Annotated in this window: 12 protein-coding genes and 1 pseudogene; 9 read left to right on the top strand and 4 right to left on the bottom strand. The window is 65.5% G+C overall.

Annotation, left to right across the window (positions count from 1 at the left end):
- Positions 1-86 precede the first annotated feature (86 nt).
- Positions 87-659 carry a dCTP deaminase gene (gene dcd, locus ACIBW7_RS00295; RefSeq protein ID WP_397042645.1) on the top strand — a complete coding sequence of 191 codons (573 nt, stop codon included), beginning with the start codon at positions 87-89 and terminating at the stop codon, positions 657-659.
- 287 nt (positions 660-946) lie between these two features.
- Here dcd and ACIBW7_RS00290 read toward each other — a convergent pair whose 3' ends face one another.
- Complete coding sequence (locus ACIBW7_RS00290) at positions 947-1,396, bottom strand: hypothetical protein (protein WP_397042643.1); 450 nt, start codon at positions 1,394-1,396, stop codon at positions 947-949.
- 234 nt (positions 1,397-1,630) lie between these two features.
- On the opposite strand from ACIBW7_RS00290, the gene ACIBW7_RS00285 reads away from it, so the two are divergent.
- From ACIBW7_RS00285 to ACIBW7_RS00275, 3 genes and pseudogenes are all read left to right on the top strand, one after another.
- Positions 1,631-2,971 (top strand): helix-turn-helix domain-containing protein, encoded by a 1,341-nt coding sequence (locus tag ACIBW7_RS00285; RefSeq protein ID WP_397042641.1) that lies wholly within the window; start codon positions 1,631-1,633, stop codon positions 2,969-2,971.
- Positions 2,972-3,202: 231 nt separating this feature from the next.
- Positions 3,203-4,459, top strand: a complete 1,257-nt coding sequence (locus tag ACIBW7_RS00280) for a pyridoxal phosphate-dependent aminotransferase (RefSeq protein ID WP_397044086.1) — start codon at positions 3,203-3,205, stop codon at positions 4,457-4,459.
- Positions 4,460-4,919: 460 nt separating this feature from the next.
- Positions 4,920-6,188, top strand: a pseudogene (locus tag ACIBW7_RS00275) (YibE/F family protein); the annotation flags it as partial.
- 396 nt (positions 6,189-6,584) lie between these two features.
- Here ACIBW7_RS00275 and ACIBW7_RS00270 read toward each other — a convergent pair.
- Positions 6,585-7,919 carry an Hsp70 family protein gene (locus ACIBW7_RS00270; protein WP_397042640.1) on the bottom strand — a complete coding sequence of 445 codons (1,335 nt, stop codon included), beginning with the start codon at positions 7,917-7,919 and terminating at the stop codon, positions 6,585-6,587.
- 152 nt (positions 7,920-8,071) lie between these two features.
- Positions 8,072-9,394, bottom strand: coding sequence for a UDP-glucose dehydrogenase family protein (locus ACIBW7_RS00265; protein ID WP_397042638.1), 1,323 nt, complete (start codon positions 9,392-9,394; stop codon positions 8,072-8,074).
- A gap of 150 nt (positions 9,395-9,544) precedes the next feature.
- Between ACIBW7_RS00265 and ACIBW7_RS00260 the strand changes: the two genes are divergently transcribed.
- From ACIBW7_RS00260 to ACIBW7_RS00245, 4 genes are all read left to right on the top strand, one after another.
- Positions 9,545-10,090 carry a YdcF family protein gene (locus tag ACIBW7_RS00260; protein ID WP_397042637.1) on the top strand — a complete coding sequence of 182 codons (546 nt, stop codon included), beginning with the start codon at positions 9,545-9,547 and terminating at the stop codon, positions 10,088-10,090.
- A gap of 120 nt (positions 10,091-10,210) precedes the next feature.
- Positions 10,211-11,440, top strand: a complete 1,230-nt coding sequence (locus tag ACIBW7_RS00255; RefSeq protein ID WP_397044084.1) for an acyl-CoA dehydrogenase family protein — start codon at positions 10,211-10,213, stop codon at positions 11,438-11,440.
- Positions 11,440-12,588 carry an acyl-CoA dehydrogenase family protein gene (locus ACIBW7_RS00250; protein ID WP_397042635.1) on the top strand — a complete coding sequence of 383 codons (1,149 nt, stop codon included), beginning with the start codon at positions 11,440-11,442 and terminating at the stop codon, positions 12,586-12,588. The genes ACIBW7_RS00255 and ACIBW7_RS00250 overlap by 1 nt, the downstream gene beginning before the upstream one ends.
- A gap of 83 nt (positions 12,589-12,671) precedes the next feature.
- Complete coding sequence (locus tag ACIBW7_RS00245; RefSeq protein WP_397042633.1) at positions 12,672-13,496, top strand: enoyl-CoA hydratase-related protein; 825 nt, start codon at positions 12,672-12,674, stop codon at positions 13,494-13,496.
- 78 nt (positions 13,497-13,574) lie between these two features.
- Here the strand turns inward: ACIBW7_RS00245 and ACIBW7_RS00240 are convergent, their stop codons facing one another.
- The gene (locus tag ACIBW7_RS00240) at positions 13,575-16,667 is read right to left on the bottom strand and encodes a (Fe-S)-binding protein (protein ID WP_397042631.1); all 3,093 of its coding nucleotides are present in this window, start codon (positions 16,665-16,667) and stop codon (positions 13,575-13,577) included.
- Positions 16,668-17,133: 466 nt separating this feature from the next.
- Between ACIBW7_RS00240 and ACIBW7_RS00235 the strand changes: the two genes are divergently transcribed.
- Positions 17,134-17,889, top strand: coding sequence for a hypothetical protein (locus ACIBW7_RS00235; protein WP_397042629.1), 756 nt, complete (start codon positions 17,134-17,136; stop codon positions 17,887-17,889).
- The last annotated feature ends 11 nt before the right edge of the window (positions 17,890-17,900 follow it).

Here is a 17,900-nt window from a genome sequence, read left to right as displayed (position 1 = left end):
GCAACCGAGCCATCGACAAGGTGGCGGCAGCTCGTCACCATGCGGCGGCTGAGCAGCGGTATCGAGCAGGCGCTACGCTCGTCGGCGTGCTGCTTTCCGATCGTGACATCCGTGCGGAGATCGCCGCTGGGCGTCTCGGCGTCGAGCCGCTCCTGGAAAATCTGATCCAGCCGTCGAGTATCGATGTGCGCCTCGATGGGCTGTTCCGGGTATTCGACAACACTCGGTACACCCATATCGATCCGGCGCAACGTCAGGATGAGCTGACCAGTCTGGTCGAGCCCGGCGCGGGTGAGCCGTTCGTGCTGCACCCCGGCGAATTCGTGCTCGGCTCCACGCTCGAGGTGTGCACGTTGCCGAACGATCTGGCCGGTCGGCTGGAGGGTAAGTCGAGTCTCGGACGGCTCGGCCTGCTGACTCACTCGACGGCGGGCTTCATCGATCCGGGCTTCAGCGGCCACATCACACTGGAACTGTCGAATGTGGCGAATCTGCCGATCACCCTGTGGCCGGGTATGAAGATAGGTCAGCTGTGCCTGTTGCGCCTGACCAGTCCGGCCGAGAACCCCTACGGCAGCACCAGCGCGGGCTCCAAATACCAGGGTCAGCGCGGACCGACCCCTTCCCGGTCATATCTGAACTTCCCGCTGCCCACGTAATCAGTGGCAGTGCGGGTTTCGGCGGGCCGGAAGTAGTTGCGGCCGGCGGCAGGCACTTTCGGCGGTGACCCGTACGCCTCGGCGTCGATCCGAACGATCTTCCTCGTCTCGCTCGAATCTTGCAGATGCGTACGGGTTTCGGCTCCAGGACGCAACCCCACTGCCCTTTCGCTGCCTCTTCGCCCACGTTGGATCGGCCCGCAAAACGCCCGACCGAGCCCGCCCCTGTCGACTGCCAGTAGAGGGGCGGACTCGGTAGGGCCCGGCGGCGGGGACCGACGACGCATTCAGTCCCCGCCACCCGCCCCCACCGCGAGTGCCGTCGTGATGACGACGGATAACGGTGGGAGCGTGTCGCCGCGACTCGGTGGGTTGACCCAGAAGCACCCTTCCCGGGTCCATCGACCGAGCCCGGTCGGCAACATCACGGCACTGCCGATGGCCGGTATGCCTATATCGAGACGGTTCAGCACCTCCAATACCTGTGCGCCCGGCCGACTGTCCGGCTCGGCGAGGAAGCTCCAGCGGATCTGCCTGGCCAGCATGGGGCCCCTCGTCCCTTGCTGTTCCAAAGCGGCCCTGACCTTTTCGGCCCGGCGCGTCGGCAGATGGACAACGCAGACCCGGCCGGTGATGGGCAGCATCACGAACCCGCCGCGTTCAGTGACCGGTAATCCGAACTCGTGCCGGTAATAGGCCACCCAATCGTCGACTGTTCTGAGTTTCTCCACGTTCACGGCCAACTCCTTGCCTCCTCGTGTCCAAGGGTCCTGTGCCGGACGGCGATTCGGGAATTGCCCACCCGCTCGCCTTCTACTGCCATTCCGCTGCCTCTGATAGCGGACGGCTTTTGCCTGTGGCCGCACTCACAAAGCGCTCGTACCCTGGGAAGGAGTTCGTTCGGAAGGGATGACATCGTGGTCCGGCAGTGGTCAGGTAGAGAGGCCCGAGCCCTTCGCGATGCCAGGCGGATGAGTATCCGGGAGTTCGCGGCACATCTGGGTGTGCACGAGCGGCTCGTATCGAAGTGGGAGGCCGGCGGCGCGCGGGTCCATCCACGCCCGGTGAATCAAGCCGCCCTCGATACCTCCCTGGCCAGGTCCGACGATGTTGTGCGGGCGCGGTTTGCGGCCATGATCGATCAACCAGTGTTCGATCGGCCGACCGCGCCCGGATTCGAAAGGCGGGCCGATGTCTCGGCTCGCGCCAATTATTCGAGTGACGCGGACCTTTTGGCTCTCATAGACGCCGGTGCGATGAGAGGTGATGCGTTAGCGGCGATTTCGGAGAGGGATCTGATCATGGCGGCTGCCCATGAGGCGAGCGAGCATGCCGGCCAGGCCGAGAGTACCAATGTGGGTGCCACCGCCTTGGAACAGCTCGATGCTGATGTCACGCGCATCGCGAACGAATATGTGCACATCCCGCCCGTACCGATGATGGTGGAGATGCTGCGAGTGCGCCGCCGGGTGTACCGGCTGCTGGAGGGACATCAGCGCCCCGCCGATACCAGCCACCTGTATCTGCTGGCGGGCACGCTGTCGGGATTGCTCGCCAATGCGAGCACCGACCTCGGCTATCTCGATGCCGCGGGCGAGCAGATCAGAGCGGCCTGGGCCTATTCGGAATTGTGTGGTCACAACGGGTTGCGCGCCTGGACCCGCGGCATGCACGCGCTGATCGAATACTGGTCCGATCGACCGCGTCGGGGAGTGCTGCTGGCACAGAGCGGGCAGGACTTCGCCGAATCGGCCACGGCCAAGGTTCGACTATTGAATATCGAGGCCAGGATCTGGTCCCGGTTGGGCAGTGACGCCGATGCCGATCGCTGTATCCGGGCCGCCGACGATGCCCGCGAGGTGTCCGATACCGACTCGCTGCACGATGAGGTCGGCGGCGTATTCGGCTTCAACGAGGCCAAGGCCCACTACTACGCGGGCGCGACCTATATCCATCTCGGTCAGGCCGAACCCGCGTTGGCCGCGACGCAACAGGCCATCGAGTTGTACGCGAACGGTCCGTCCGAGCGGCGTTCCTACGGCACCGAGGCGATGGCCCGGGTCGACAGCGCCGCGGCGCATCTGATCAACGGCAGTCTGGACGGCGCGGCCGCCGCGCTGGTTCCGGTACTCGGCCTGGCCGAGGACAAGCGCATCGCCCAACTGGAGGAACGGCTCGTCGGGCTGCGGCGGCGGATCGCCGGACCGGAGTTCCGCGACGCCGTCGAGGCGCGGTTCCTCGACGAGAAAATCGAAGAGTTCTGCGGAACCACTGCGGCCAAAGGCATCCCACCGGGCAACGCGTCGTCCTGATCCTGCGGTGAGCGCGCTGGACCGAGCTGCGGCTACAAGCACTGTCGACATCACGGAGCGAGTTTTACGAGCGAGGAGTTCGCGGCCCGTCTCGCGTCCGAGTCGTCGAGGCGCATGCGCCGCAGGCGCGAGTCTCGACGGCTCGGGCGCGAGACAGCAGGGGGCCGCGAACACGCAGCACCGAAGGCGCTGCCATCAGGCGTTCATTAACCAGTTGCCCGGGATGGCACCATAGGCAGGGTGAGTCCTAGCCATCTACCGCATCACCCGCCGCGCGTCCTGGAGCAATCCACGAAGCTGCAGAACGTCCTCTACGAAATTCGTGGACCGGTGGGCGCACATGCGGCACGGCTGGAGGCGGAGGGGCATCGCATCCTCAAGCTGAATATCGGCAATCCCGCGCCCTTCGGTTTCGAGGCGCCCGATGTGATCATGCGCGACATCATCGCCGCGCTGCCGTATGCGCAGGGCTACTCCGAATCAAAGGGCATCCTGTCGGCCCGGCGCGCCATCGTGACCCGCTATGAGCTGGTCCCCGGCTTCCCCGAACTCGATGTCGACGGCGTCTACCTGGGTAATGGCGTCTCCGAGCTGATCACCATCACCATGCAGGCGCTGCTCGACAACGGTGACGAGGTGCTGATCCCGGCGCCCGACTATCCGTTGTGGACCGCCATGACCAGCCTGGCCGGTGGCACCCCGGTGCACTACCTGTGTGACGAATCCAACGGCTGGCAGCCCGATATCGCCGATATCGAATCCAAGATCACCGATAAGACCAAGGCGCTGCTGGTCATCAATCCGAACAACCCGACCGGTGCGGTGTACTCCACCGAGGTGCTGCAGCAACTGGTCGACCTCGCGCGCAAGCATCAACTGCTGCTGCTCGCCGACGAGATCTACGACAAGATCCTCTACGACGACGCCAAGCACATTTCGTTGGCGACGCTCGCGCCCGATCTGCTGTGCCTGACCTTCAACGGACTTTCCAAGGCCTACCGGGTCGCGGGCTATCGCTCCGGGTGGTTGGCGATCACCGGACCCAAGGAGCATGCGGCTGGTTTCCTCGAGGGCATCGATCTGCTCGCCTCGACCAGGCTTTGCCCGAATGTGCCTGCGCAGCACGCGATTCAGGTGGCACTCGGCGGACATCAGAGCATCGAGGATCTGATCCTGCCCGGCGGCCGACTGCTCGAGCAGCGCGATGTCGCGTGGGAGCGGCTGAATATGATCCCGGGCGTTTCCTGTGTGAAGCCGAAGGGTGCGCTCTACGCGTTCCCGAAGTTGGATCCGAACGTCTATGAAATCCACGATGATTCGAAGCTGATCCTGGATCTGCTGCTGCAGGAGAAGATCTTGATGGTGCAGGGGACCGGGTTCAACTGGCCGAATCATGATCATCTGCGGATCGTCACGCTGCCGTGGGCACGGGATCTCGCGGTGGCGATCGAGCGCTTCGGGAACTTCCTGTCGAGTTATCGGCAGTAGCGACTGGACGGTCCGAACTTCCTCGTCAGCGTGCGCTGGGTTACCGGATCGCCCCGCTTCCGGGGGCAAAACATACCCGGCGTACGGATAGTTGCGAGTTTTGGTTACTAGCTAGCGCTAAACGAGACTTTTTGTGTACAGTGTCTCTTGGCACTTCGAGTGCCCGGTCAAGTTGTCTACCCCCCCTGGACAACCTGGCCTCGGGTTAGGCTGCCTACCCCCCTGGGCGCCAACCTGCGGGCGGCGGAGACATCCCCCTGCTCTCCGCCGCCCCCTCCCGAACTTCCCCCCGGTACAGCATCGCGAAGCGATTCGATGAGCGGTGATGGTCGGGCGACGGGTGGGCACCTTTTCCTGACTCTTCGTCGGTCGCTGCCGGTCCGCGAGTCCGATCTTGAAAATGAAATCCTTTAAGCTCGCACCCTGGACTACAGACGAAAAGGTAGGAGTCCGGTGAGCCATGAGTGATCATCACCATCACCACGACCATTCCGGCCCCATCGCGATCGGCGCGACCGCGGCCCGTGTGGTCGTCGGACTGCTCGCCGCGATCGGTGTCGTTGTCGTGATCGCCGCGATCGTGCTGTGGCCGAGCAGCCAGCACATCGATATCCCGCTGCCGATGCAGAACGCGGGCGGCGGCGCGGTGCAGACCGAGGCCGGAACCGTGGTGATGCAGGACGTCGGTGCGTGCGGCAGCAGTTCGATCGGCAAGGTGTTCATCGATAAGCCCGAGCAGCCGCGCGCCGCAGGCTACACCTGTCAGCGCAGTCTGATCAGCATCGATTCCGGTCCGCACAAGGGCAATCACACCCTGTTCGAAATCGCTCCCGGCCCAGGACAACCCGATCTGCATGCCGGTGACCACATCCGGATCGTCCGGCAGACCGATCCGAGCGGAATGCCACTGTACTCGTTCGAGGACTACTCGCGCGGGCTGCCGCTGACCCTGATCGTGCTGGCCTTCGTGGTCGTGGTCATCGTGGTGGCGCGCTGGCGCGGGTTGCGGGCGCTGCTCGGGCTGGTCTTCGCCTTCGCGGTGCTCGTGCTGTTCATGCTGCCCGCATTGTTGGACGGTAAGCCCGCTATTCCGGTCGCGCTGGTCGCGGGTGCGATGATCCTGTATGCCGTGCTGTATCTGGCGCACGGTGTGAATCTGCGCACCAGTTCGGCGCTGCTCGGCACGCTGACATCGATGATCGTCGCGGCAGTTCTGTCCTGGATCGCCATCGAGGTCACGCATCTGACCGGCCTATCCGAGGAACAGAACACCAACGTCGCCACCTACATCGAGCACGTCAGCATTACCGGTCTGCTGCTGGCGGGCTTCATCATCGGTTCGCTCGGTGTGCTCAACGACGTCACCATCACCCAGGCCTCGGCCGCCTTCGAACTTGCCGCCATCGATGAATCCGCTTCGCGCCGCGAGGTTTTCGCAGCTGCCATGCGCGTCGGCCGGGACCACATCGCGAGCACGGTCTACACCCTGGTGTTGGCCTACGCCGGTGGCGCGCTCCCGTTGCTGCTGCTGTTCAGCGTCGCGGGCCGCTCCATCCGCGACGTACTGACCGGTGACGCGGTGGCGATCGAAATCGCTCGCTCCTCCGTCGGCGGTATCGCGCTGGCGCTTTCGGTCCCGTTGACCACGGCGATCGCCGTAATGCTCGCCCGTCCCTTCGGGCACAAGCCCGAACCCGTTGCCCCGGCCCGGCACTCACGCCATGCGAAGTCCGAGTCGTCCGCACCTGCCCGGCGCTCCCGGCCGTCCACACGTAACTCGACCGGCGCCACGACAGCTCCCGGCCACCAACGGACCTCTGCCCCGACCCGGGACGACGAGCCGGGCCCGGATTCCTGGAACGACCAACCCGCGAATCCCCGTGCATACGATCGCAATCGGGGCTACCGCAGCGCCGACCCACAGGACTACGAGCCAGACTACGACACCGACCCGCGCGGATACCCCCGCCCTGACCAGCGCGGATACTGGGACGACGACGGACCGATTCCTCGGTAACCGCCGCCGGCTGCGGCAGGTGGCACCGCCCAGTGCCCCTCGGTCACCGCACATATTCGATCGCGCACGTGTCGTGACCGAATCGCCTCTGCGTAATGCCTGACCAGTTCAGCGCGGCGCGGGTGGCGGGAAGGGGAGGATCACGGGCGGAATCGTCGGCACCACGATCGGCGGAAGTCCTGGCACGACAATGGTATTCGGGCCGGCCGTGGGCGCGGGCGACTCCGTGGTCGTCGCACGGTACGGTGGCGGGGCGGCTACTGACTCGGCGGACTCGGTGGTGCTGGCCGGGGCGACGGCGATCTGCGGGTCCAGGGTGGTGGTGCGCGGCGGACTGGTCGGCGAGACCGAGGTCGGGTGGTCACTGCTCTGCGAATCGCGCGTGAGAACCTGTGGGCCGTAACCGAGTCCGAGTCCGATCGCCGCGACGACAGCCAGCGCGCTGACGGTCAACACCGCACCATTGATTTCCCGCTTGCCGCGGCGCCGCTTGGGCGGTGCGGATAGCCAGGCGGGTGAGAGTTCATCGTCATCGAGCAGCGCATCCGCGGCGGGCGCGTGCTGCTGCGGGGTCTGAACGACCGTCCGCACCGGACGCGCCATCAGGGCGGCACCGCGGGTGACCACCGTCTCCGGGTTGTCGGGGACGATGACCGGCACACCCATCCAGCGTTCGAGCACCTTGGCGATCAGCGGAATTCGCGCACAACCGCCGATCGCGAGCACACCGTGCACCGGACGATCCGAGCGCACGATGACATCGCGCGCCATCCGCGCCGACGATTCGATCGCCAGCATGATGAGGGCTTCGAAATTCTCCTGGGCCAGCAGCACCAAACCCTGCTCGCTGGGCAGTGCCACGGCGGTATTCGAGGACAGTTGCTCTTTGGCCTCGCGGCACAGTGCGTCCAGGGCGGCCAGCCCCGCCGAATCCGGCGGATGCGCGATCCGGCCCGAGGCGATCTGCTGTTCGCGGATCAGCGAATCCAGGTAATCGCCGCTGATATCGCTGGTGCGTTCGCTGTGCCGGATCTCACGGGTCTGGGTGTCGACGACGCTGACCGTCAGTCCGGAGCTGCCGAGGTCGTAGACGACGAGTGAGGAGATGCCGCGGATATCCCCGGTGGCCTGCGCGAATTCGACCGCGGCGACAATTTCGGGCACCAGTTCGTAATTGGTGAGCTGCTGACGCGCCATGGCCGCGCGCAGCGCCTTGGCATGCTGCTCACTGCGGTAGGCGATCGCGGTGGCCGCGATACCGGGCATGGATTCCAGCGTCACGCCGATCGCCTCGGCGGCCAGCTCCTCCACCTGGTGCTCGACAACCGGAATGGTCTGCAGATCGAAGGAATGCGGGGCGATGGGGCCGTGGGGGCTCGCGGTGTGTGGTCGCGCCATACGGACGGCGCCGGCCCCCACCGAAACTCCCAGAACCGAACTCATCAGCTGCCCATCCCGTTTCACACATCACGACATGCGAGCCTGCGCCGCCCGCCAGGGGAATCGGCCCGCTTTCGGGACCCTACCGCCGACGTCCGACAGACCCGAAGGCAGGACCTGATCGTCCCGGCGTCGCCCCCGCGTCGCAGGCAACTCTACGGTGTGCCGAGTCCCGCGTACACCCATCCGGCGTCTCTCCAGGTGGCTCGATTGAGACAGTTCCGACCGTCGATGATCGACCGTTTGCGAACCACCGGATCGAGGTCTTGCGGACGCAATGCGACGAATTCGTCCCACTCGGTCAGCACCAGCACCACGTCGGCGCGATCGCAGGCCTCGGTCACCGAGGTCGCGTAGTTCAACGTGGGGAAGACCCGTCGCGAATTTTCCGCCGCTTTCGGGTCGTACACCGTCACCACCGCACCGTGCAGCTGGATCATCCCGGCCACATTCAGCGCGGGTGAGTCACGCACATCGTCGGATTCGGGTTTAAAGGCCGCACCCAGCACCGCCACATTGGCGCCGAGCAGCGACCCGCCGCAGGCCCGCGCGGCCATATCGACCATCTTGGTGCGGCGGCGCATATTGATGTTGTCGACCTCGCGCAGGAAGGCCACCGCGTGATCGGCGCCGAGTTCGCCGGAGCGCGCCATGAATGCGCGGATGTCCTTGGGGAGGCAGCCGCCGCCGAAACCCAGTCCGGCATTGAGGAATCGGCGGCCGATGCGCGCGTCGTAGCCGAGGGCGTCGGCCAGCATGGTCACATCGGCGCCGGTCGCCTCGCAGACCTCGGAGACGGCGTTGATGAAGGAAATCTTGGTCGCGAGAAAGGCATTCGCGGAGACCTTGACCAATTCGGCGGTGGCCAGGTCGGTCAGCAGGAACGGCACCTCGGCCGCGATCAGATCGGCATAGATCTCGCGCACCAATTCCTCGACCCAGGCGGCGTTTTCGCGTGCGCGATCCACGCCGAGCACCAGTCGATCGGGGCGCAGTGTGTCCTTCACCGCGAAACCCTCACGCAGGAACTCCGGATTCCACGCCACCTCGACCTCGGCGTCGGTCAGCGCGCGGGCCCGCGTACCCAATGCGGCGGCGGTTCCGACCGGCACCGTCGACTTCCCGACGATCACCGATGGCCGCTCCAACAGCGGTGCGAGCGTATCGACCACGGCGTGCACATATTTCAGGTCCGCGGCGTACTCGCCCTTCTTCTGCGGTGTCCCGACTCCGAGGAAATGCACCTGGGCGTGGTCGGCGGCCTCCGCGTACGAGGTGGTGAAGCGCAGCCGACCGGCGTCCAGGTTCCGGCGCAGCACCTCCTCGAGCCCGGGTTCGTAGAACGGCACCACGCCATCGGACAGCTTCGCGACCTTGCCCGGATCGATATCCACGCCGATCACATCGTGTCCGAGCTCGGCCATGCACGCCGCGTGCGTGGCCCCGAGGTACCCGGTTCCGAAGACTGTGCATCGCATGATCGATTGATAGGTCCCGCCGATGGCCACCCCACGTCAGCGAGGCAAGGGTCTCGGCAACAGCAGATGTACATGTGGCGACATGAATTGCGGATAGCCCTGTTGACCTGCTCAAACCCCTCCGATGACGGCCCGGTTACGATCGATCTTGTGCGACGCCAGCGCAGCATCCGGGCCCGCAGCGCCTGGGTGGTACTCGGTGTTGCGGTGGTGGTGCTGATCGCCGGTCTTTGGCCGGTTTACGTCCGGCCGCAGGTGGACGTGCCCGCGAAAGCCGATGCGATTCTCGTGCTCGGCGGTGCGCACGATGGGCGCGAGAAGCTGGGACTGCGGTTGGCGAGCGAGGGCTACGCGCCCCGGGTGCTGTTCTCCGACCCGTATGAAGACAGCGCGCTGGTGAATCGAATCTGCCACAGCCGCTACAGCTTTCAGGTCACCTGCTTCGATCCGTCGCCGCGCACCACGCGCGGCGAAGGCCGGGAACTCGCCGAACTCGCCGCCGCGGAAAATTGGCGTCGAGTCATCGTCATCACGTTCACGCCGCATATTTCGCGGGCCCGCTACGTCCTCGGGAAATGCTGGGACGGCGAGGTGCTGATGGTGGATCCAGGGCCGCGTCTGTCGGTCGCCAGGTGGGCCTACGACTACGTCTACCAGTCCGCTGGATACATCAAGGCCGCCTTCGAAGATTGCTGACACCCGCAAGTGCAGGCAGGTGGCATCAGTTTGATTTTAGGGGTGAGACAGACGTACATTGCGTCTCATGGGGCCGCAGGACGACCCGACGCAATGACGCAGATCCCTCCGGGAGGGCAGATGGATTACGACTGGTCAGCGGCCGATCTGGCCTTTCGCGACGAGGTTCGCGCATTTCTCGGCGAGAAGCTGACGCCGCAGCTGCGGCGGGCCGGACGCTTGGCGACGAGCGTGTACCCGGACCACGAGGCGAGCATGCAATGGCAGCACATCCTGCATGAGCGCGGCTGGGCCGCACCGGCCTGGCCGGTGGAGCACGGCGGCTGCGATTGGAGCCTCACCCAGCACTACATTTTCAATCGCGAGTCGATGCTGGTCGGTGCGCCGTCGCTCTCGCCGATGGGCATCCGGATGGTCGCGCCGGCGATCGTCGCATTCGGTACGCCGGAGCAGAAGGCCTTCTATCTGCCGCGCATCCTGACCGGGGAAGTCTTCTTCTGCCAGGGCTATTCGGAACCGGAGGCCGGTTCGGACCTGGCCTCACTTACCATGGCCGCCGTCGATGACGGCGCCGATTTCGTCTGCACCGGCAGCAAGATCTGGACCACCCACGCCACCGAGGCGAATTGGATCTTCTGCCTGGTCCGGACCTCGCGCGAGGGGAAGAAGCAGCAGGGCATCACCTTCCTGCTGATCGATATGACCACGCCGGGCATCGAGATCCGCCCGCTGGTGATGACCTCCGGCGAACAGGTGCAGAACCAGGTCTTCTTCGATAACGTCCGGGTGCCGAAGGCCAATGTGCTCGGTCGGATCGATGACGGCTGGACCGTCGCGAAATATCTGCTCGTGCACGAGCGTGGCGGTGCGGCCGCGCCGATGCTGCAGGTCATGGCCCAAGATGTGGCCACCGCGGCGGCTGGGCAGACCGGGCCGGACGGCAATCCGCTGATCGATGACGCGGCATTCGCGGCGAAGTTGGCGGAGGCTCGAATTCGCACCGAGGTGCTCGAAATCCTGGAGTACCGCACGCTTTCGGCGATGGCGCGGGGCAAGAATCCGGGTCCGGCGTCCTCGATGCTCAAGATCCTGGCCACCGAATTGAGTCAGCGGCTCACGGAATTGGCGCTGGAGGCAGCCGGTCCGCGCGGGCGGGTTTATCAGCCGCATGCCACCGCGCCGGGTGGGCCGATCGCCGAGTTCACCCCGCCCGCCGACGGTTATCGCAGCGGCGCGGACTGGCAGGCGGTCGCGCCGCTGCGCTACTTCAACGACCGGGCGGGCTCGATCTACGCGGGCAGCAACGAAATTCAGCGAAATATCCTCGCCAAGGCAGCATTGGGGCTCTGATGGACTTCACCTTCACCGATGAGCAGGAACTGCTCCGCGACGCGGTGGCCGGATTCCTCGGCGCCCGTTACGAATTGGACAAAAGCCGGGGCGCGGCGAAATCCGATGCCGGTTGGCAGCCGAGCGTGTGGCGCGGATTCGCCGAAGAGCTGGACATTCTCGGTGCCACCCTGCCCGAGCGGGTCGATGGCATGGGCGGTGGTCCGGTCGAGCTGATGATCATCACCGAGGAACTCGGCCGTGCGCTGGTCGTCGAGCCGTATGTCGACACCGTGGTGGTCGGCGCCGGTCTGCTGAATCGGGCCGGTGGTGAGCGTGCGGATTCGGTACTGCGACAGATCGTTTCCGGTGCGGCGCGGACCGCGTTTGCGGCGCTGGAGCCGAACTCGGGGCAGACGCTGCACGATGTATCCACCACCGCGCGTCGCGATGGTGACGAGTGGGTGCTCGATGGCGTCAAGACCGTCGTGACCAGTGCGCCGCTGGCGACGCATCTGCTCATTACCGCGCGTACCGCCGGTGATCGGCGCGATAAGGACGGAATCTCGCTGTTCCTCACCGAATTCGATGCCGCCGAGCCGCCCGCCGGTGTCGAGCTGCATTCGTATCGGACGATCGACGACCGGGTCGGCTCCGATATCACCTTCACCGGCTTCCGGTTGCCGGCCGATGCGCTGCTCGGTGCCGAGGACGTGGCATGGGAGGCGATCGATGCCACGGCGGACGAGGCGATCGCCGCGATCGCGTCCGAGGCAGTCGGCTGCATGCGAAAGGTGCTGGCGGACACCGTCGAATATGCCAAACAGCGGCAGCAGTTCGGTCAGCCGATCGGCGGCTTCCAGGTGCTCCAGCACCGCATGGTCGATATGTACATCGAGCTCGAGCAGGCCATTGCCGCGGTGTATCTGGCCGTCTACTCCTTGGGTGCGGCAGCGGCGGACCGGGCGCGTGCGGTCTCGGCCGCGAAGGTCACCATCGGCCGGGCCGCGCGCTTCATCGGCCAGAACGCCGTGCAGCTGCACGGTGCGATGGGTATGACCGAGGAGCTCGCGATCGGCCACTACTTCAAGCGCCTGAGCGCGATCGAATACGAATTCGGTTCCAGCGACCAGCATCTCGCTCGCTATGCGGCGTTGACGAGGCCCTAGCCAGGGTCGACCCGCCGCCGACACCGCTGTGACTCGCATCTCTGCCGCATCCCACCAGCGCTGAATCGTAGTCAGGAGACGAATTGTCCTACAGCACTATCACTTACAGCGTTGTTGATGCGATCGCCACGATCACATTGAACCGACCGGAAGCGCGCAACGGTTTCACCACCCAAATGGCCGATGAACTCGGTGCCGCCTTCACCGCCGCCGATAACGACGATGCGGTCCGCGTCGTCGTATTCGCTGCGGTGGGAACGGATTTCTGCGTCGGGATGGACCTCACGGCGGGTGGCTCCGATGAGGATGTCACCGCGCCCGACTGGGTCGAATGGTCCACGCGCGTGGTTCGGCCGATGACGAATCTCGACAAACCCGTCATTGTCGCGATGCAGGGTGCTGCTGTCGGGGTCGGCCTGTCGATGACGCTCGCCGCCGACTTCCGCTTGGCCGCAACGGATTCCCGCTTCGGCTTCGTCTTCGCCCGCCGTGGCCTCTTTCCCGAGGGCGGCTCTCTGTGGTTCCTTCCGCGCATCGTCGGCCTGGCCAAGGCCAAGGAATGGATGATCACCGGCCGCGTTTTCGGCGCCGACGAGGCTCTGGCCGCAGGCCTGGTCACCAGCCTGCACGCCCCCGAAGACCTACTCCCCGCCGCCCAAGCCCTGGCAACCGAACTGGCGACCCAGGTAGCGCCCGTCTCCATCGCTGCCATCCGCCGCGGCCTGGTAGCCATGTCCGGCGACAAAACCCCCGAAGACGTCTTCACCCTCGACGCCCGCCTCATCTCCTACGCCTTCTCCAGCCCCGACCTCCGCGAAGGCATCCTCTCCTTCCTCCAAAAACGCCCACCCACCTTCACCGGAAAAGTAGCCACCGAACTCCCGTCCCTGGACGACTGGTTGGCGTAGGACCGGGCGGTCAACGAAAAGCGAGCGGCCCGGGTGCGCATTGCGCACCCGGGCCGCTCGCTTGTTTCCGCTTACCCGTCAGTTCTTGCGGCCGGGGGCCTTGGCGCCGGATTTGAAGCCGAGGCCGCCGGGCTTGGCGGGTGGGGGTGCCACGGCGGGGGCGCCGTTGCCGTTGGCGGGCCGGTCCGGTTCGTCGGCGGGTTCCGTTGCGGCTTCCGGGGCGGGGGAGGCCGGTTCGGCGGGGGCCGATGGTGCCGGAGTGGGCGTGCCGGGGGCCTTGGGACCGGGGCGTTTGAAGCCGGACTTCATGGCCAGGCCCTTGGCGGGGACGGACGGCTTGGTTTCGGTTGGGGTCGAAACCGGTTCGGTGGCGGGGGTTTCCGCTACCGGGGCGGCATCGGCGGGGGCCGAGGCTTCCGGTGCCTTGGCTCCGGGTGCCTTTGCCGCGCCCTTCATGGCGAGGCCCTTGCCCGGCGCCTTCGCGGGACCCTTCATTGCCAGACCCTTGACCGGAGGTGCGGCCGGTGTCTCGGCGGCGGTAGCAGCGTCGGGAGTCGCCTTGGCGCCGGGCGCTTTTGCGCCGCCCTTCAGGCCGAGGCCCTTGCCCGGTGCCTTCGCGGGGCCCTTCATCGCGAGGCCCTTGACGGGCGCGGCCGGAGCAGCGGTCGTCTCTGCCGCGGCGTCCTCGGCAGGAGCCGGAGTTGCCTTGGCCCCCGGCGCCTTCGCTGCACCCTTCATACCGAGACCACCACCGGGCGCCTTGGCGGCACCCTTCATACCCAGACCACCGGGCGCCTTGCCGCCGCCCTTCATCGCCAGACCGCCACCGGCCGGAGCCGCCTTCGGTTCGGTGGGCGCTTCGGCCGCGGGCGCCGGTTCGGGTTCGGTGGCAACCGGTTCCGGCTCGGGGGCCTGCTTCGGTTCCTGCACCACGGTCAGGTTCTCGGTGAGCTTCGACGGCTCGACCCGGTCGATGGCGTCGAGCATCAACTGCGCGACATCGACGACCTCGACGCCCTGGCCGACCTCGCCGCCGTCCTTGCGGGCGGTGACACCGTCGGTGAGCATGACGCGGCAGAACGGGCAGCCGGTCGCGATCTTGGACGGTTCGTTGCCGCCGTTCAAGGTGGACAGCGCCTCGTCGACGCGATCGATATTGATCCGCTTACCGAGCTGCTCTTCCATCCACATCCGCGCGCCACCGGCGCCACAGCACATGGAACGTTCGCCGTGCCGCGGCATTTCCACGAGGGTCGAGCCGGAGGCCTCCATCAACTCGCGCGGTGCGTTGTAGACCTTGTTGTGTCGGCCCAGGTAGCACGGGTCGTGGTAGGTGACATTCTGCGATACCGAGGCGACCGGGATCAGCTGCTTGGTGCGCACCAGCCGGTTCAGCAGCTGGGTGTGGTGCACCACCTCGTAGGTGCCGCCGACCTGCGGGTACTCGTTGTTCAGCGCGTTGAAGCAGTGCGCACAGGTGACGACGATCTTCTTGCGCGACTGCTCGACACCCTCGAACACCGAGTTCAACAGTTCGATGTTCTGCTGCGCGAGTTGCTGGAACAGGAATTCGTTACCCGCCCGGCGCGCGGAGTCACCGGTGCAGGTCTCGTCGGCGCCGAGCACCATGAACTTCACGCCCGCGGTGGCCAGCAGCTCCGCGACGGACTTGGTGGTGCGCTTGGCGCGATCCTCGTAGGCACCCGCACAGCCGACCCAGAACAGGTACTCGTACCCGTCGAAGGAGTCCGCGTCCTGGCCGAAGACCGGGATCTGGAAGTCGAGTTCGTTGATCCAGTTCAGCCGGTCCTTGGCGTTCTGGCCCCAAGGATTGCCCTTGTTCTCCAGGTTCTTGAACAAACCGGCCAGCTCGGAGGGGAACTCCGACTCGATCAACACCTGGTAGCGGCGCATATCGATGATGTGATCGACGTGCTCGATATCGACCGGGCACTGCTCGACGCACGCACCGCAGGTGGTGCAGCTCCACAGCACCTCGGGGTCGATGATGCCGTTGACATCCTCGCCGCCGACCAGCGGACGCTCCGCCTCGGCCTTGGCCGTCTCGGAGATCTTGGCCAGCTTCGCCTCGTTGGGCTTGCCGTCGCCGTCGACCAGGCCGACCTCGTCGCCGCCCATATCCTTGCGGCCACCGGCCAGCAGGTACGGGGCCTTGGCGACACCGTGGTCGCGCAGCGACATGATCAGCAGCTTGGGCGACAACGGCTTACCGGTATTCCAGGCCGGGCACTGCGACTGGCAGCGACCGCATTCGGTGCAGGTGGTGAAGTCCAGCCAGCCCTTCCAGGAGAAGTCCTCGACCCGGCCCGCGCCGAAGGTGTCGACATCCGGGTCGGCGGTCTCCATATCGATCGGCTTGCCCTTGGACATCATCGGCTTCGCGGCACCCAGTGCGACGCCGCCGTCGTCTTCACGCTTGAAGTAGATATTGAAGAAGGCCGCGAACCGGTGCCAGGCCACACCCCAGTTGATATTGCGACCGACCAGCAGCAGGAAGGTGCTGCCCGAAACCATCTTGATGAACGCGAAGACGGCGACCATCGCCACGCTGGACGGCAGCAGCTTGGCCACCTGCATGGTGAAGAAGTCGGTCCACGCCTCGGAGTGGCCGTAGGTGGCGATCTTGCCCGCCTTCACCATGACCATGCCGATGCCCTCGATGAACACGATCGCCTCGATGACGTACGCCGGGGCGAACCGGGAACCACTGAATCGCGACAGCCGCGCGGGCACCCGCGGGTGGTTGAGCTGGCGAATGGCGATCAGCACCAGGATGCCGATGACGGTGCCGATGCCGAGCAGTTCGTCCCACAGGTGGTAGATGCCCCAGCTGCCGATGATCGGCCAGTGGAATTCGGGATCGAAGGTCTGTCCGTACGCCTCGAAGTACAGGATGAAACCGCCGAGGAAGCCGATCATCACCAGCCAGTGCGCCCAGCCGACCGTGCGGAATTTGTTCATCCGGGTGTGGGCGAGGAATTCGACGATCATCGTCTTCAAGCGCGGGAAGAATGGTCGCCAACGATCCGGCGCGGGCTGGCCGATCATGATCGCGCGGGTCATTTTGCCGACGCCACCGACGAATGATGCCCAACCCAACAGGCTGAACGCCACACCAATCGTGCCCAGCGTCAATGTCAGGGCATTCATGTCGCGACCTTTCTTTAGAGGCAACACGAGCGTGGGCGGCGATCTCGCCACCCGGTTGGCTCGTATCCTAACTGCAGGTAAGTTACCCACCGGTAACTTACCTGTCTATCGTACGATCGGCGGTTGGCTCTTGCCCCCTCTTCCTGGGGCTTGACCGAATTTTCGCCTGTGATGGATTTCACGAAGATTGCGCGATCCGGGTGTGGTTCGGGGCGACAACCACCGTAAACAATGCGCGGCGCCCGCTCGGCGGTAAGGACAGCCTTATGTCACGCCGAGATCACAGTGGGAATAGTCGATCTCGCATCTTCATGTCGGTTCGATTACGCTCACCACGTTCTGTTTGATGTGCCTGTCTTTCACACTGCTCGGGGAGAATCCGGGGTCCGACCACCTCGGGTTGATGAGCGCTCTCGCGTGTACGGAAGCGGCGCGCGGACAACCCTGATGATGGATTGGAAACTGAATGAATCTCCGCAGCACCACCGCGGCTGCCACGATGGTCATCGGCGCGATGACCATCGGATTCGGAGTTGCTCACGCCGAGCCCGCCCCCGCGGCGGCTCAACCGATCAGCTACTCCGTCAAGCTCGTGGACAAGACGGTCGTCGCCACGCTCAAGGGGGGGACCTTCGAGCTGACGAAGTCCGACGAGGAATTGAAGGACCCGGACCTCTACACGGTCAAGGACGAGCTCGGTAACACCGTCCTGTCGGTGCCGCTCGACGTCAATGTCGACCAGACCCCGGTCGACGTCAAGCCGGTTGTGAAGGACGACGGCAAGGTCCTCGAATTGACCCCGGACCAGAGCGTCAAGGTCGAGCAAAAGGCGAATACGGTCAACGCCATCGCCAAGCCGATCGCCTCCCCGGATGAAGACCAGCGGGCGATGAACGAGTTCTCCACTCAGTTCGGCATCGCCACGGCGGTCGGCGGCTTCGTCGGCACCGCCATCGGTGTCGTCGCGGGTGGTGTCATCGGCTGCATCCTCGGCCTGCCACTGCTCGGTGTCGGCTGCATTCCGGCCGCGATCGCGGGCGCGGGTATCGGTGGCATCCTCGGCACCCTCGCCGTCGGTGGTCCGATCCTGACCCTCGCGGGCATCGACCTGGTCAACACCCTGCAGGCGGCGCCCGGCACCACCAAGTTCGCCGAGAAGTCGGTGCCGGCCCAGCAACCTGCGTCGGCCCAGCAGCCTGCGCCGGCTCAGCAGCCGAACTGATCTCGATCGAA

The sequence above is a fragment of the Nocardia sp. NPDC049526 genome (genome assembly GCF_044465765.1).
Taxonomy (GTDB): domain Bacteria; phylum Actinomycetota; class Actinomycetes; order Mycobacteriales; family Mycobacteriaceae; genus Nocardia.
The sequence above is the reverse complement of the archived record's forward strand: the minus strand, read 5'-3'. Positions and strand labels throughout refer to the sequence as shown.

What these genes read in the sequence shown, in the direction of transcription:
- ACIBW7_RS00285 (WP_397042641.1), top strand. Translation starts at nt 1,631, where the DNA reads ATGAGTATCCGGGAGTTCGCGGCACATCTGGGTGTGCACGAGCGGCTC.
- ACIBW7_RS00270 (WP_397042640.1), bottom strand. Translation starts at nt 7,919, where the DNA reads ATGAGTTCGGTTCTGGGAGTTTCGGTGGGGGCCGGCGCCGTCCGTATG.
- ACIBW7_RS00265 (WP_397042638.1), bottom strand. Translation starts at nt 9,394, where the DNA reads ATGCGATGCACAGTCTTCGGAACCGGGTACCTCGGGGCCACGCACGCG.
- ACIBW7_RS00255 (WP_397044084.1), top strand. Translation starts at nt 10,211, where the DNA reads ATGGATTACGACTGGTCAGCGGCCGATCTGGCCTTTCGCGACGAGGTT.
- ACIBW7_RS00250 (WP_397042635.1), top strand. Translation starts at nt 11,440, where the DNA reads ATGGACTTCACCTTCACCGATGAGCAGGAACTGCTCCGCGACGCGGTG.
- ACIBW7_RS00240 (WP_397042631.1), bottom strand. Translation starts at nt 16,667, where the DNA reads ATGAATGCCCTGACATTGACGCTGGGCACGATTGGTGTGGCGTTCAGC.
- ACIBW7_RS00235 (WP_397042629.1), top strand. Translation starts at nt 17,134, where the DNA reads ATGAATCTCCGCAGCACCACCGCGGCTGCCACGATGGTCATCGGCGCG.